The sequence below is a fragment of the Paenibacillus rubinfantis genome (genome assembly GCF_001486505.1).
Taxonomy (GTDB): Bacteria; Bacillota; Bacilli; order Paenibacillales; family Paenibacillaceae; genus Fontibacillus; species Fontibacillus rubinfantis.
Genome location: NZ_LN909063.1, coordinates 60,498 through 74,852, shown reverse-complemented (window position 1 = coordinate 74,852; position 14,355 = coordinate 60,498). Strand labels below are relative to the sequence as shown.

The following is a 14,355-nucleotide window of genomic DNA, read 5'->3' as shown; positions in this document are numbered from 1 at the left end:
ACTTTATGCCGTGACGGCCTAGCCATATTCACGCGTTCCTTTTATTTCTTTAACGTCATGAACCGGAGAGATGTTGCCTGAACTTCGGGAAATTGCCGCTTTTTTTTCTGAAAATTGGAATGTTTGACCTCACCCATGACTACACTATATTAAAGCGATAGATTGATAGATTTATTTTACCATATTTTGATGGTTTAGAAGCAGAATTTGATCAGGGAATTAACGGGATTTTTATAGCGATCTCGCCGCCCCTATCCCGTCGCAGATAAGAAGGCAAGAAACACAAAAACCTGCGCTTTTCGCGCAGCCATCTGAGGGAGGTTATTTCATGGATTCCTACTACTCGACGCCGATGAACGAAGTCAATGTGCTCGCCAAACTGGCGGATATGAAGGAAGAGCATTATCACCAATTGGTGACCTTAAGCGCCATCATGGAGCTGCTTATCGATAAAGGGATCTTAACCCGGGAGGAAATTGAGAAAAAAGCGCTGGAGATCGACGGCTTCTTAACCCCGCCTCCGTACCCCACCGTCTAAGCTGACCCTTCTGCTAGGCCCACTAGGGGTTCGTTCTTCAAGGTGCCGGGGCGGCCAGCCGCCCAAGATTACCGTTAACGCTGACCAGAGTGCTTATTTGGGCATAAATCGATGATTTTCACATCTAACGCTTGTGAGCATGCTTATATTGGCCAAATTTCCCTCCTTTACCTCTAAAACGGGGAAATAAGCTCTCTGGTAAGCGTTACATCCCACACCTCCCAATTTTTGCCCATTTAGTGTGTCTCCTAAGCGTTAGCGAGACGACCGGTTTGAACGTTTCACTCAGCTCCCCTTACACATCCCGTTGCCCAATTTGATAGTACTCCTAACTTACTAACAAGAGGGTTGATTATTTATACTTGATCCTCTATGCTAGGGTTATTATTAGCAATAATTAATACGCTTTAATTTTACGACAACGATTGTCCCCTTTATTCACAATTAAATCTTACACCTATGCCCAAAAGTTAAAGCGCTTAAACTTTAGTAAGAAAGGTTGGTGGTTCTTAAGCCAATCTAAAAGCCGGGGCGAATATCACATGAGGAGATATCGAGATGAAGGTTAGTATTTTTGACGTCGCCAAAAAATCCGGGTTGTCCGTGGTCACGGTCTCCCGTGTCCTCAACGGGGCGGAAACCGTTCGGGAGAAAAATCGCCAAAAGGTGCTGGAGGCCATGAAGGAGCTGGACTACCGCCCCAATGCGGCCGCCCGCAGCCTCGCCAGCGGCAAAACCGGGATTATCGGCGTCATCGTGACGACGTTGCAGGACTCTTTTTTTGACCAAGTGGTGAAGGAATTAAACGAAGTGTTGGCGCTGCGCGGCTATTTCCTGGCGATCTCGATTACGACCGGAATTGGCAGTGACGGCAGCCACTATTTGATTCAGGAAGATCGCGTCGACGGCATGATTTTGCTCTCCCCGATGGAGGAGGACAATTACATCGTTGAGTTAAAGCGCCGCGGGATTCCCTATGTGTTAATTGACAACCAAAAGCCGGAGAATGACAGCTTCTCCGTGATGATTGACAACTTCAAGGGCGGTTATGCCGCCACTAAGCATTTGCTTGATCTGGGACATACGTCCATTGCCCATTTGTGTGGCGGGGAGATGTTTCGCAGTACCCGGGAGCGGCGCAGCGGGTTTTTGCAGGCGCTTTCGGAACAGGGGCTCGAGCCATTCGAGGTTGTGCACGGGGATTTTGGAATTGCCTTCGGTTACGATACGTGCAAACGCTGGATCAGCGAAGGACGCCTGCCCACCGCCGTGTTCGCCGGCGATGATAACATCGCTCTCGGCGTCATGAACGCCCTGATGCAAGCCGGTATCTCCGTGCCGGATCAGGTGACGGTCGTGGGGTTTGACGACCACTATATCGCATCAGAGTTGCGGCCGCGGCTTACCACCGTTCAGCAACCCGCAGACAGAATAGCGCTGGCTGCCGCCGACATGCTGCTGAAGCGGATCGACGGGCGCATGAAACGTGGCGCAGGACAGCGAATCGATCCGGTGCTGATGATCCGCGAAACTACCGTCCGTAAGGAGTGACGACGATTGACTTATTATATGGGGATCGATGGAGGCGGCACCAAAACCTACGCCCTGTTGACCGATGAGCATGGCCATGTGCTCGGCAAAGGCCACAGCGGGAACGGCAATCACCAGACAGGCGCCGCTACAGCGGCTGCCAGTCTTCGCGAAGCCGCGCTGATGGCCGTAGGCGAGGCGGGAATCCGCCTGGAGGATCTGCAGCATGCCTACCTGGGGCTGGCTGGTGCCGACCGTGAAGCGGATTACCGAATCCTCCACCCGATGGTTCAACAAATCGGGTTTACAACATATACGATCAACTGTGACACGATGATCGGGCTGCGCGCGGGCACGAACCGCCCTTACGGCGTCGCCCTGATCTGCGGGACCGGCACAAACGCGGCCGGTCGCAACCCGCAGGGCGAGCATGTTCAATGCGGCGGCTTCGATTATATGTACGGCGATTTCGGCGGTGGCGGCGCGCTGAACATCGAGGTGTTCCGCTCCGTCATCCGCGCCTGGGATGGCCGCGAGCAGCCGACCCGGCTGACCGGGTTGTTGCTGGAAATGCTCGGGTACACCACCGTGGACGATATGTTTAATGATTTCCTGGACCATGGAAAGCATGTCCCTGTGGACGCAACGCGGCTGTTGTTCCCGGCGGCGGCCGAGGGCGATGCGGTCGCGCTGGAGATTTTGAACCGTCAGGGGACCGAACTGGCCAAGTCCGCTGTGGCGGTGATTCGCAGGCTGGGGATGAAGGACGACGCGTTTGACGTCGTCTTGGCCGGCAGCCTGCTGACGCGAGGCGACCGCGGCTGGATCCGCGGGCCGATCGAGCGCGCTGTTCAGGCGGAAGCCCGGCTCTTTACCACCTCTAGATGCGTATAAGAGACCGGTGTTCCCACCGATCATCCCCCGTCTTCTCCACTTTCTTTCCCCGACGACCGCGGCTGGATCCGCGGGCCGATCGAGCGCGCTGTTCAGGCGGAAGCGCCGCGCGCCGCGGTGGTGACGTTGTCGACGGAGCCGGTTGTCGGCGCCGTCTGGGCAGCCATGGAGGAAGACGGTCTTACCGTCTCCGGTGAAATGCACGAGCGGATGGCGGCTTACCGTGAATTTGACGCTATCCCCTATACCCTAAGATAGGAGTGATTCATCTTGGCTACGACAAATCAAGGATTAAAGATCGCCGTTATCGGCGGCGGATCTTCTTATACACCCGAGCTGGTGGAGGGTTTTATTCGGCACCACCAAGAGCTGCCAGTGCGGGATCTGTGGCTGGTCGACATTGAGCCGGGCCTGCGTAAGCTGAACATCGTGGGGAACCTGGCCAAGCGGATGGTGGAGCAAGCCGGTGTCCCAATCGAAGTGCATCTAACGACGGATCGCCGGGCGGCCATCGCCGGCGCGGACTTCGTCAGCACGCAGATGCGTGTCGGCATGCTTGATGCCCGGGCTCGGGACGAGTCGATTCCGCCGAAGTACGGCGTCATCGGCCAAGAGACGACCGGCCCCGGCGGGATGCTAAAGGCGCTGCGTACGATTCCCGTGCTGCTGGACGTCTGCCGCGACATCGAGGAGCTGGCGCCAAACGCCTGGCTGCTTAATTTCACCAACCCGGCGGGCATGGTGACTGAAGCGATTCTCAAGTATTCCAAGGTGAAAAGCATCGGGCTTTGCAACGCGCCGATCGGTTTGATCAAGCAGGTCTCCGGCAAATATGGCGTCGCCGCGGACCGGGTGTATGCCGAATTCGTTGGGCTGAACCATCTGCATTGGATATCTCGGGTCGAGGTGAACGGGGAAGATAAGCTGGACGAAATGCTGGCCGACACGGCGGGCTACAGCGCCAAAAACGTGCCGGCTCGGGAATGGAACCCGGACTTCCTCCGCTCTTTGCGCGCCCTGCCCTCATACTATTTGAAATATTTCTACATGACCGATGCCATGCTGGAAGAGCAGCTGGAGTCCCTGAATCAGGGGCAAAACCGCGCCGAGGTCGTGAAACGCGTCGAAGAGGAGCTGTTCGAGCTCTACAACAATCCCGAGTTGAAGGAGAAGCCGAAGCAGCTGGAGCAGCGCGGGGGTGCGTATTACTCGGAGGCAGCGGTAAACCTGATGCGTTCGCTGTATAACGGCACCAACGACATCCAGACGTTGAACGTCGCCAACAATGGTATCCTCGACTTCTTGCCGGACGATGCCAGCATCGAGGTGAATTGCGTGGTCACGAAGACCGGCCCGCTTCCCCTCCCGCTGACGAAGATCCCGCCGATGGCTAAGGGCCTGATCCATGCGGTCAAAACCTACGAGCAGCTCGCGATCGACGCCGCCGTTACCGGCAGCCGTGACCTCGCCTTGCAGGCACTGGCGCATCACCCGCTGGTCCCATCGGTCGAAGTCGCCATCAAGCTGCTCGACGAGATGCTGGAGGCGAACAAGGAGTACCTGCCGAACTTCTTCCCGCAGTAAACCTTGCATCACATCATAAAGAACTCCCCTCCCGTGGTTTTGGGAGAGGAGCTCTTTTTTTGTTGCAAAAAGTGCAACATTTTTCTGGAGTTTGGGCGGCCACCGGCTAGAATGTTGCAGTTAGTACAACAATTTCAACCCCGCAGGCCAGTTTGGAGTGGAAGAAATGTTGTAGGAATTGCAACATTTCCGCCCTATTGGCTAGTTTCACCGTTCAAATGTTGTAGGAAATACAACAATTCCGCATCACGCCGGGCGAACCCCCCTAGAGCACCTCCAGCCTTGGGCCCCGCCGCCCCCTCTTTTCCCTACCCCTTCAACCCCGTCGTTGAAATCCCCTCAACGAAGTATTTCTGGGCCAGGAAAAACAGCAGGATACACGGTACGATGCTGACGACCGACATTGCGATGACCTGATTCCAGGAGACCGCGGACGAGGCATCCAGCGACAAGCGCAGCCCCAGCGACACGGTGAACTTCCGCACGCTGCTGATGTAGATAATCGAGTTGAAGAAGTCGTTCCACGTCCACATGAACTGGAAGATCCCCACAGAGAAGATCGCCGGTTTACACAGCGGCAGCAGCACCCGGGTCAACACCGTAAACGAGTTGCACCCGTCAATCGTCGCCGCTTCGTCCAGGTCCCGGGGCAAGCCGCGGATGAACTGGATCATCAGGTAGACGAAAAACGCGCCCGTCGCGAAGGCCGCCGGGATAATAAACGGCAGATACGAATCCAGCCACCCCAGCTTGTTAAACAGAATGTATCGCGGAATCATGATCGACGCATTCGGCAGCATCAAGGTGGCGATCATGATGGAGAACAGCAGCGTTTTCAACGGAAAATGGAATCGGGCAAACCCGTACGCCACCAACACGCTGGAGAGGATCGTAAACAATACGGTTGGCACGACGAGCATAAACGTGTTCATGAAGAAATCCTGGAATCCGTATTGACCCGTGCCCTGCCAGCCCAGCGAGTAGGCATCCCGCACGTAACTGCCCGGCAGCAGCTTCGTGGAGCCGAAGATGTCCGCATTTGTTTTGAACGAAGAAGCGAACAACCACAACAGCGGATACACCATGATGAAACCGAGCACGATCAGAAAGAGGTAGTTCGCCCATGGTTTTCTTAAAATTCCACTTGTCCTCATGTCATCGCCCCCCATCCTCATAATGCACCCAACTGCCCGAGCTCTTGAAAATAACCGCCGTCACGCCCATGATAATCACGAACAGCACCCAGGACAACGCCGACGCATAACCCATGTTGAAGAAGGTAAAAGCTTCCTCGTACAGCTTCAACGCATACAGATAAGTTGATTTCAACGGTCCCCCGCCGGTGATGACAAATGCGCCGGTAAACTCCTGGAATGCGTTAACCATCTGCATCACCAGGTTAAATAACACGATAGGCGTCAGCAGTGGGACGGTGATTTTGAAGAACATCCGCGTTTTGGAGGCGCCGTCGATGGATCCGGCTTCGTACAGTTCCGTTGGAATCTGCTGTAGGCCAGCGAGAAACAAAACCATTGAAGAGCCAAACTGCCACACGGTCAGCAAGCCTAGCGTGTATAAGGCCACATCCGGGCTGCCCAGCCAATCGACCGGACCGAGATGGAGCCGGGCTAACATGGCGTTCACGACCCCTTCCTTCATAAACAGGAAGCGCCAGAGGACGGAGATCGCCACGCTCCCCCCCAGAATGGAGGGGAGGTAATACACCGTGCGGAAGAGGTTGATCCCCTTCAGCTTCGCGCTCAGCAGCATGGCGATAAACAAGGCGAAGGCGAGCTTAACCGGAACGGCCAGCAGCACGTAAATGCCGGTGACTTTCAGGGACTGGTAGAACTCCGGATCCCCCGTAAAAATCTTGACGTAATTGTCCCAACCCGTCCATGTCGGGGCGCTGACCATGTTGTAATTCGTAAACGAGTAATAAAACGAAGACAAGAAAGGATACAGCTGAAACAGCAGCAACCCGATGATCCATGGTGAAATGTACAGCAGTCCGACATACTGATAGTTCCGTTTACGTTTGATCATGGCGGACCCTCTCCCCTCCTACCGCTAACAACCTGTTTATTGAGTACGGTCTTTAATCTCGGCCAATTTGGATGTTAAGCTGGCGATCAGCTCGTCGGCGGCCTGTTCCGGTGTGGCTTTGTTATAACTGACCTTCTGAATGACGTCCTCGAGAATTTTGGCGACCTCCGAGTTGTTGGAAATGCTGTTGTCCACCAGTCCTGCATTTTCCAGGCCCAGCTCAACCGCATTGGTGATCGCGGCGTCGATTTTGCCGGCTTCCACGGCGGCTTGCTGCGACGATTTCACCGGTGGAATCGAACGAACCCCACCCAGAATCACCGCCGCTTCCGGATCGTTCATCAACCAATTAAGGAACTTCACCGCTTCTTCTTGGTGTTGGCTTTTTTGGCTGACGGCGAATAGCTGCGAAGGACGGACCACGACGCCGGTGTTTTTGGCATCCTTGGCGATCGCTGGCAGCGCCGTTACGATTTCGGTTCCCTCCGGCAGCACCGTCTTCAACGTCGGCAGCGTACTGCTCATCGATGTGGTCATCGGCATTTCTTGATTGATCCATTTCGGGTTCTGATCCAGCTTGCCGAAGAACAGGTCCGCTTCACCGATCGGCTGATATACGCCGGCTTCCATCGCCTTTTGCAGCCAGTCGAAGCTAGCCGCAGCGTCTTCTTTCGTGAAGCCAACAGTGTAGTCTTCCTTGATCCATTGCTCACCCGTACGTTGCTTCAGCATCGTGCGGAAATCCTGAGTTAACGCCGCGTGGTCGGCGAGCAGCAGGTATTTGCCACTATCGGCTTCATGCAGCTTTTTACCTTGCTCATAGAGCGTATCCCAATCCCATTGAATGTCCGTTGGAATACCCAGTTGGTCGGCCAACGTCTTGTTGATGATCAAGCAGTAGGCATTAACGCCGGTTGGCACCGCCACCAGCTTGCCGTCATAGACGCCGAAGTTGTCCAGGAACGTGGGGTCAAACCCGCTGGCATTAAAGTCCCCCATCGTCTTCAAATCAACGAAGAAGTCACCTTTCGTCACCAGTTCCTGCACCCACGGCAAGTCCAGCTGCATGATGTCGGCCGAGGTCCCGCTGGTCAGCTGGGTTTTGATCTTTTGCTCGTACCCGTCAAACCCTTGATATTCCGCCTCAATCGTGACATTTGGCGCAATTTTCTTATACGCCTCGATCGCCTCGAGCGTGGCCGCATGACGATCCTCGCCGCCCCACCAGCTAAAGCGCAAGGTCACCGGCTTCCCGGCATCCGCGGTAGTTTCGCTGGGTTCATCTTTGACTGTAGTAGAGGTATTCTTTGCCGCCTCGTTCCCCCCGGATGAGCAGCCGTTCAGAAGTGCGAGAAGGAGTGCCATAGTCAAGCCTAGCGCCCAAACCTTTTTTCTTCCCATCATTCATTTCCCCCTTAAGGACTCACTAAATTTGTAAGCGCTCTTATTATAGAATCAGTTTGGGTCTCCCGATAAGGTAGCTGTCCTTAGAAAAAGGTATCCCATTTCGCGGAAATTCTACCCTAAGGTATCTTCTTGTTATAAAAAGAATCGTTTTTTCAGATGTTTTCCGTCGAATGATAAAACGCTTACAACCCATTTTAGGCGATCTGTTATAATCAATGTAAGCCATTACATTTGACTGCATAGAAGCCGGGGTGAGCGAATGTATAACCTATTGATCGTAGATGACGAAGCGGAGACGCGCGAAGCGTTGTCGAGTTATTTTCCGTGGAATGAAGTGGGCTTTCAGGTCGTCGGCCAGGCTAATAACGGACAAGAAGCGCTCCATTTCATCGCTGAGGGCGAGCGCGTGGACATCGTGCTGACCGACATTAAGATGCCGGTGATGTCCGGGATCGAGCTGGCCGAGCAGCTGTACAACCGGCGGCGACAGATCAAGGTTGTCTTCCTTAGCGGCTACCGGGATTTTGAATATGCCCAGCAGGCTTTGCATTACCGCGTCATCAACTATATCCTGAAGCCGGCCAAATACCACGTGCTCCTGGAGGTCTTCAGCAAAATCAAAGAAGAGCTGGAAGCGGAAGCCGCTGCGGAAACGCCGGAGCTGGGGACGGACCCCTCCGCACCTGGACCAGGCAGCGGAGAAAGTCTCATGATCCAGAAGATTAAGGAATACGTCCAAACCAACTACAAAGATGCCTCCCTGGAGGAGGTCGCACGGCTCGTGCATATGAACGCCAACTACTTGAGTTTCTTTTTCAAGCAAAAGACCGGGCAAAACTTCTCCGATTACGTGCTGCAAACCAAAATGGAAATGGCCGTCAGCCTGCTTCGCGATGTCAGCTACAAAACGTATGAGATCAGCGAGAAGGTCGGCTACAGCAACGCCAAAAATTTCACGCGGACGTTCAAAAGCTATTACGGCCAAACGCCCAGCGAATACCGGAACGGCCCCGCCAACGGATGAGGGACAAATATTTCGCCAAACAGCTGACCGCATTTCTCGTTCCGCTGCTTGTGCCGATCATCCTGCTTGGCTCGCTGTCCTTCCTGACGACGCAGCACGACGTCAAGAAAGACATCAATCAGAACAGCAGCTTCCTGCTTCATCAGTCGCAAACCCAGCTGGAGATGATCCTGAACGAGATCGATACGCTGTACTTGGCGCTTTACGACAATACTGCGATCTTCAATGAACTGTCGTCCGTGCTGAAAAATCCGCATTACACCTACGAAAGCTCCACCTCTTACCGGATTATCTCCAGCTTCCTAAACGGGTTCACCAGCTCCAAGCCGTATATCCAATCGTTCTACCTGTACGTCGACAACCCATATCAACGTTTCCTGTCGTCGGTGGGGGGATTGGTGACGCTGGACCATTTTTACGATACCGCTTGGTACGATGCCTTTATGGGCTATACCGGACCGCCGGCCAAATGGACGTCGCGCCGGAATATTAAATTTTACGACTTCGAATCGGATGCAACGCCGATCGTTACCTTCTATAACGTGCTGGTTCCGCAAAAAATCGCGATCATCCTGAACATTAAGCCAAAGTATATCGAGAGCATTTTGGACGACATCACCAAGTACCCGGATCAACAGCTGTTTGTGCTGGATGAGGAGAACCACGTCATTTTCTCCAACCATCACGGCGGGCGGCTGCAGGAGGATCAAACCCGATCTATCGCCGGAAATCCGGCATCCTTCTTTGATATGGACACTCCTGAAGGTAGAGTGAACGTGACCAAGGTCGAGTCCGAACGATATAAGTGGAAATACGTCTCGGTGATCCCGCACAGCGAGTTGTACAAAACGCCAACGCGTATTTTCAACTACACGCTGGTATTCGCTATGATCGCGGTGGCCTGCGGATTCTTACTGACCTTTTACCTGATCCGCCGCAACTACAAGCAGCTGAAGATGATTCGCACGTTGATCAAATCGGCCGACGACAGCCGGGTGCCGCTGAAACCGCCATTGAAGGTGCGGGACGAATACTCCTACATCATTCAGAACATGATCACTCATTTTATCGAACACCGGTACATCAAAACCCAGCTGCTGGAGAAAAAATACCGCCTTCAAGTCATGGAGCTGCTTGCCCTGCAATCGCAAATCAATCCGCATTTCCTGTACAACACGTTGCATTCGGTGTACTGGGAGTCCGTGGCCTTGACCGGCAAGCCGAACAAAGCCAGCGAGATGATCGAGGACTTGTCCGATATCCTGTCCTACTCGTTTAGCGACCCAACCAAAATCGTCACCTGGGGCGAGGAAATTGCCAACACCGTCAGCTACGTCAATATCCAGCGAAAAAGGTACAAAAACAAGTTCGACGTCCAGTTCGACTACGAAGAGGATATCACTCGCCTGTACACGATTAAGCTGGTGCTGCAGCCTTTGGTGGAGAACAGCATTTACCACGGCATCAAGGAAAAAGACGGACAAGGCCTCATCAAGGTGAAATTCCGGCGGAAGGAAGAGCGGCTGCACATTACCGTGATCGACAACGGCTGCGGCATCCCGGCGGAGGAGCTGCGTCAGATCGTGGAGCGGCTGCATTCCGACGAGGAGCGGACCGAGCATGTCGGGCTGTACAATACATGCAAGCGTTTGAGACTCACCTACGAGCACGAGTTTACCTTCCGGATGCGCAGCAAGCCGGGGCTCGGTACGATGGTGGAGTTGTCCGTGCCCGCAGTGGAGGAGCGGCCATTGTCGGAGCGTGAGTGAATGTGAGTGAATCCTTCTTAGTCCTTATTTATCGCGCCGGTTGCCGCTAAACATACGTTGCTCACGCCGGTAGCTTTGCGGCGAGACCCCTTTGGCCTTCTTAAACATGCGGCCGAAGTGGGTTACGCTTTGGTAGCCAACGCGGTAGGCAATATCGGTCACAGGCAGCTCCGTGCCACTCAGCAGTGCGGAGGCTTCCTCGATCCGGACGCGGTTGATGTAGGCGACCAACGTCAGGCCCGTGACTCTGGGGAACATATGACTCAGGTAATACGAACTGAGGTGGAAGCGGCCGGCCAATTCGCTTAAGCTTAGATTCTCTTCGTAATGCGCATTGATGTAGCGGGCTACTTCGGCGATTTCCCGGTAAGGGCGCTTCCCGCCCCCTTCTTCCCCATCGTGGTTCGGCCGTGTATGAGCCATACGGAGCAGGTTCAGCAGCAGCTCGGCCAACAGCAATCGGCAGTAATCCTCGTAACCGCTGGCCTGCTCCTTCTGCTCCGCCAGCATCCGAGCCAGCAACGGCTGTACAAGGTGCTGTTCCTCGGCGTTTAAGCGCAGCACCGGATACCGTTGAAAAAGCCGCTCCAGCTCTTCCTCCCTCCCGGGAAGCAGCGTGCTCACTGCCTCGGTGCGGAAGTTCACCAGCAGCCGCTCATGGGGTTGCGACAGCTTCCCCGAAGGCGATGTCTTATGCAGCACATTCACCGGGATGAGTACGAGGTCGCCCGCGCAAATGCGGTAGATTTGATCTTTGATGAAATAACACCGTTCCCCGGATACGAGATAATAAATCTCCCAGGCATCATGAAAATGCTCCCCCTCCATCGAGAACCGTCCCGGCTGCTTCGCCGCCTCGATGAACAGCATCCGGCGAATCGGCGCTAACTGTCCTTCCATCTTCATTCCGCTCCCTCCCCTACGCTAACGTCTCACAACAGCAATAAATGTAGAATATCAGCTCAAATTAACAAAATCCGTGCGGTAACTTTTCTATTTTTGCTCTATGTTTATTGTAACATCATTTAAGGGAGTGAACGAGCTATGACAGAAGCAACAACGGTCAAAAATTTGAAGATCGCTTATATCGGCGGCGGTTCGCGCGGTTGGGCATGGGGATTGATGAGCGACTTGGCTTTGGAACCGGCGCTCTCCGGGCAGGTGGCCTTATATGATATCGACTTTGCGGCGGCGCAGGCGAATGAGGTAATTGGTAACCGTCTGCAGGATCATCCGGATGCGGTGGGCCGCTGGCGTTACGAAGCGGTGAAGACCTTGCCGGAAGCGCTGAAGGGTGCCGACTTCGTGATCATCTCCATCCTCCCCGGCACGTTTGAGGAAATGCGCTCGGACGTACATACGCCGGAAGCTTACGGCGTCTATCAATCCGTCGGCGATACCGTCGGCCCGGGCGGCGCGATTCGCGCGCTGCGCAGCATTCCGATGTACGTGGAGATCGCCGAAGCCATCCGTGACCACGCGCCCGGCGCCTGGGTCATCAATTACACGAACCCGATGAGCGTGCTGACCCGCACCTTGTACGAGGTGTTCCCGGGCATCAAAGCCTTTGGCTGCTGCCATGAGGTGTTTGGCACGCAGGAGCTGCTCGCGGAAATGCTGCAGGATATGGAGGGACTTACCGAAGTCCGCCGTCAAGACATCGAAGTGAACGTGCTGGGGATCAACCATTTCACCTGGCTGGATCGCGCCTCCTATCGCGGCACCGATCTGTTCCCGATCTACCGGGCTTTTGCCGAGAAATATGCCGAAGAAGGGTTCAACGCCCATGGTCAAAAAGACCACTGGATGAACAACAGCTTCACGTCGGCGAACCGCATCCATTTCGATCTGTTCCGCCGCTTTGGACTGATCGCTGCCGCGGGTGACCGCCACTTGGCCGAATTTATGCCCAACACCTGGTATCTGCGTAGCCCTGAGCACGTGAAGCAGTGGAAATTCGGCCTGACAACCGTGGCTTGGCGCATCGACAACCTGCAGAAGCTGCGCGATCGCAGCCGCCGGCTCGTTGCCGGCGAGGAGTCGTTCTCGCTGAAATCGAGCGGCGAGGAAGGCATCGCCATGCTGCGCAGCTTAACCGGCGCCAGCGCCCCGATGGTCACCAACGTCAACCTGCCAAACCGCGGCCAGATGGCCTCGCTGCCGCTGAACGCCGTTGTCGAGACGAACGCCGTGTTTGGCGCGGACAGCGTTCAGCCGGTGCTGGCGGGCAGCCTGCCGGAGGACATCAACAACCTCGTCACCCGGCATGTCTACAACCAGGAGGCACTTCTCAAGGCAGCTATCCACAAGGACCGCGACCTAGCCTTCCGCGCCTTCTCGAACGACCCGCTGCTCTCCGGCCTCACGCCGGACCAGGCGGAAGAGCTGTTCGCGACGATGCTAAACAACACCAAGGCGTATTTGCCAGGGTGGGAGCTGTAAAAGAACGACCGCCCGGGGAGAGATGATCCCCGGGCGGTCTGTTTGTCTATCTATGAGGGTAATGTATGCGAAAAACCGAATACATTTCGCCGCTTTCGGCGATTTCAACCGAATCTATTCGATTTTTCATATATATTTCCGTCTCCGAAGCTCCATCGACCCAATTCTATATGAAAAATCGAATACAATGCAGACTTTAACCCTTCAGCAATAGAATTGTATTCGAAAAATCATATCCATTCACCAAATGAGCTACTTTAGGTAACAAGCCTTTCCCACCGCCACCACCTACTACCTACCACCTACCGCTCGCTCAACACATCCCACGGCGTCGGCCGGTCGTAATACGTTTCGCAGAGCTTGAACTCGTTGTCCTTGAAGAAACAACCGCGGTCCTCCATGGCGCTGCGAACCGACATCTTCGCCAGGTCGAGCATATTGTGCTCACGGCTAAGGTGAGCCAGATACGTCCGCTTCAAGCGGCCGTTCAGGATCTCGCTCATCAGCTCCCCAGTTGCGTCGTTGGACAAGTGGCCCAGGTCGCCGAGAATACGCCGCTTAATATTCCACGGGTAACGTCCCATCCGCAGCATCTCGATATCGTGATTCGCCTCCAGCACCAACACGTCGGCGTCACAGATCGCTTCCTTCACCTTGTCGCTGGCGTATCCGAGGTCGGTGCATACGCTCAGCTTCTCCTTGCCGTCGTAGAAATTGTAGCCTACCGGCTCGGCGGCGTCATGCGAGATCGCAAACGACTCCACGCGGAGCGAGCCGAAATCGCGGGTTTCCCCAGTGCCCAGGATACAGCGTTGGTCGTCCGCCAGGTTCCCGATCGCTTTTTCCATGGCCGTCCACGTCTTCTCGTTCGCATAGATCGGCAGATTGTATTTTCGCGCCACCGCGCCTAAGCCCTTGATATGGTCCGAATGCTCATGCGTGACCAGAATGCCCGTCAACTCCTGCCCGGTTACCCCGCGCTCCATCATCAGCTCATCAATGCGTTTGGCGCTAAAGCCGGCATCAACCATCAACGTGACTTCCCCATTGGCAACCAGCGTTGCATTACCCGTCGAACCGCTCGACAGCACCGAAAATCGTATCCCCATAAAATCCTCCCA

General features: G+C 54.8%; 13 protein-coding genes. 8 read left to right on the top strand and 5 right to left on the bottom strand.

Features of this window, described 5'->3' with window-relative positions; translation table 11 throughout:
• Positions 1–328 precede the first annotated feature (328 nt).
• The 5 genes from BN3277_RS05370 to BN3277_RS05355 all read left to right on the top strand — a co-directional run bounded on the left by BN3277_RS05370 (position 329) and on the right by BN3277_RS05355 (position 4,546).
• Complete coding sequence (locus tag BN3277_RS05370; RefSeq protein ID WP_059041268.1) at positions 329–538, top strand: hypothetical protein; 210 nt, start codon at positions 329–331, stop codon at positions 536–538.
• Between the two features lie 558 nt (positions 539–1,096).
• On the top strand, positions 1,097–2,089 hold the full coding sequence (locus tag BN3277_RS05365; RefSeq protein WP_059041267.1) for a LacI family DNA-binding transcriptional regulator: 993 nt from the start codon (positions 1,097–1,099) through the stop codon (positions 2,087–2,089).
• Positions 2,090–2,095: 6 nt separating this feature from the next.
• Complete coding sequence (locus tag BN3277_RS05360; protein ID WP_082691333.1) at positions 2,096–2,962, top strand: N-acetylglucosamine kinase; 867 nt, start codon at positions 2,096–2,098, stop codon at positions 2,960–2,962.
• Positions 2,963–3,088: 126 nt separating this feature from the next.
• Positions 3,089–3,220 carry a hypothetical protein gene (locus BN3277_RS26210; protein ID WP_262362865.1) on the top strand — a complete coding sequence of 44 codons (132 nt, stop codon included), beginning with the start codon at positions 3,089–3,091 and terminating at the stop codon, positions 3,218–3,220.
• Between the two features lie 12 nt (positions 3,221–3,232).
• Positions 3,233–4,546: a 6-phospho-beta-glucosidase gene (locus tag BN3277_RS05355; RefSeq protein ID WP_059041266.1), complete on the top strand. Its 1,314-nt coding sequence runs from the start codon at positions 3,233–3,235 to the stop codon at positions 4,544–4,546.
• A 308-nt stretch (positions 4,547–4,854) separates the two neighbouring features.
• On the opposite strand, the gene BN3277_RS05350 is transcribed toward BN3277_RS05355, so the two are convergent.
• From BN3277_RS05350 to BN3277_RS05340, 3 genes are read right to left on the bottom strand one after another with little or no spacing between them, the layout of a single operon-like run.
• Positions 4,855–5,700, bottom strand: a complete 846-nt coding sequence (locus tag BN3277_RS05350) for a carbohydrate ABC transporter permease (protein WP_059041265.1) — start codon at positions 5,698–5,700, stop codon at positions 4,855–4,857.
• Between the two features lies 1 nt (position 5,701).
• Positions 5,702–6,592 carry a carbohydrate ABC transporter permease gene (locus BN3277_RS05345; protein WP_059041264.1) on the bottom strand — a complete coding sequence of 297 codons (891 nt, stop codon included), beginning with the start codon at positions 6,590–6,592 and terminating at the stop codon, positions 5,702–5,704.
• 36 nt (positions 6,593–6,628) lie between these two features.
• Positions 6,629–7,996: an ABC transporter substrate-binding protein gene (locus BN3277_RS05340; protein WP_059041263.1), complete on the bottom strand. Its 1,368-nt coding sequence runs from the start codon at positions 7,994–7,996 to the stop codon at positions 6,629–6,631.
• Positions 7,997–8,258: 262 nt separating this feature from the next.
• Between BN3277_RS05340 and BN3277_RS05335 the strand changes: the two genes are divergently transcribed.
• Together BN3277_RS05335 and BN3277_RS05330 are read left to right on the top strand one after the other, a co-directional pair.
• Complete coding sequence (locus BN3277_RS05335; RefSeq protein ID WP_059041262.1) at positions 8,259–9,023, top strand: response regulator transcription factor; 765 nt, start codon at positions 8,259–8,261, stop codon at positions 9,021–9,023.
• On the top strand, positions 9,020–10,792 hold the full coding sequence (locus BN3277_RS05330; RefSeq protein ID WP_059041261.1) for a sensor histidine kinase: 1,773 nt from the start codon (positions 9,020–9,022) through the stop codon (positions 10,790–10,792). Before BN3277_RS05335 ends, BN3277_RS05330 begins: the two co-directional genes overlap by 4 nt.
• 24 nt (positions 10,793–10,816) lie before the next feature.
• Here the strand turns inward: BN3277_RS05330 and BN3277_RS05325 are convergent, their stop codons facing one another.
• A complete protein-coding gene (locus tag BN3277_RS05325; protein WP_059041260.1) occupies positions 10,817–11,698 on the bottom strand; it encodes an AraC family transcriptional regulator in 882 nt (293 codons plus the stop codon).
• 138 nt (positions 11,699–11,836) lie between these two features.
• Here BN3277_RS05325 and BN3277_RS05320 point away from each other — a divergent pair, with 138 nt between their 5' ends.
• Positions 11,837–13,234, top strand: a complete 1,398-nt coding sequence (locus tag BN3277_RS05320) for a family 4 glycosyl hydrolase (protein ID WP_059041259.1) — start codon at positions 11,837–11,839, stop codon at positions 13,232–13,234.
• A 302-nt stretch (positions 13,235–13,536) separates the two neighbouring features.
• Here the strand turns inward: BN3277_RS05320 and BN3277_RS05315 are convergent, their stop codons facing one another.
• Positions 13,537–14,343: an MBL fold metallo-hydrolase gene (locus tag BN3277_RS05315; RefSeq protein ID WP_059041258.1), complete on the bottom strand. Its 807-nt coding sequence runs from the start codon at positions 14,341–14,343 to the stop codon at positions 13,537–13,539.
• Between the last annotated feature and the right edge of the window lie 12 nt (positions 14,344–14,355).

Bases quoted from the DNA above. Each gene is read 5' to 3' on its own strand.
- BN3277_RS05370 (WP_059041268.1), top strand. From the start codon at position 329: ATGGATTCCTACTACTCGACGCCGATGAACGAAGTCAATGTGCTCGCC.
- BN3277_RS05365 (WP_059041267.1), top strand. From the start codon at position 1,097: ATGAAGGTTAGTATTTTTGACGTCGCCAAAAAATCCGGGTTGTCCGTG.
- BN3277_RS05350 (WP_059041265.1), bottom strand. From the start codon at position 5,700: ATGAGGACAAGTGGAATTTTAAGAAAACCATGGGCGAACTACCTCTTT.
- BN3277_RS05345 (WP_059041264.1), bottom strand. From the start codon at position 6,592: ATGATCAAACGTAAACGGAACTATCAGTATGTCGGACTGCTGTACATT.
- BN3277_RS05340 (WP_059041263.1), bottom strand. From the start codon at position 7,996: ATGATGGGAAGAAAAAAGGTTTGGGCGCTAGGCTTGACTATGGCACTC.
- BN3277_RS05335 (WP_059041262.1), top strand. From the start codon at position 8,259: ATGTATAACCTATTGATCGTAGATGACGAAGCGGAGACGCGCGAAGCG.
- BN3277_RS05330 (WP_059041261.1), top strand. From the start codon at position 9,020: ATGAGGGACAAATATTTCGCCAAACAGCTGACCGCATTTCTCGTTCCG.
- BN3277_RS05325 (WP_059041260.1), bottom strand. From the start codon at position 11,698: ATGAAGATGGAAGGACAGTTAGCGCCGATTCGCCGGATGCTGTTCATC.
- BN3277_RS05320 (WP_059041259.1), top strand. From the start codon at position 11,837: ATGACAGAAGCAACAACGGTCAAAAATTTGAAGATCGCTTATATCGGC.
- BN3277_RS05315 (WP_059041258.1), bottom strand. From the start codon at position 14,343: ATGGGGATACGATTTTCGGTGCTGTCGAGCGGTTCGACGGGTAATGCA.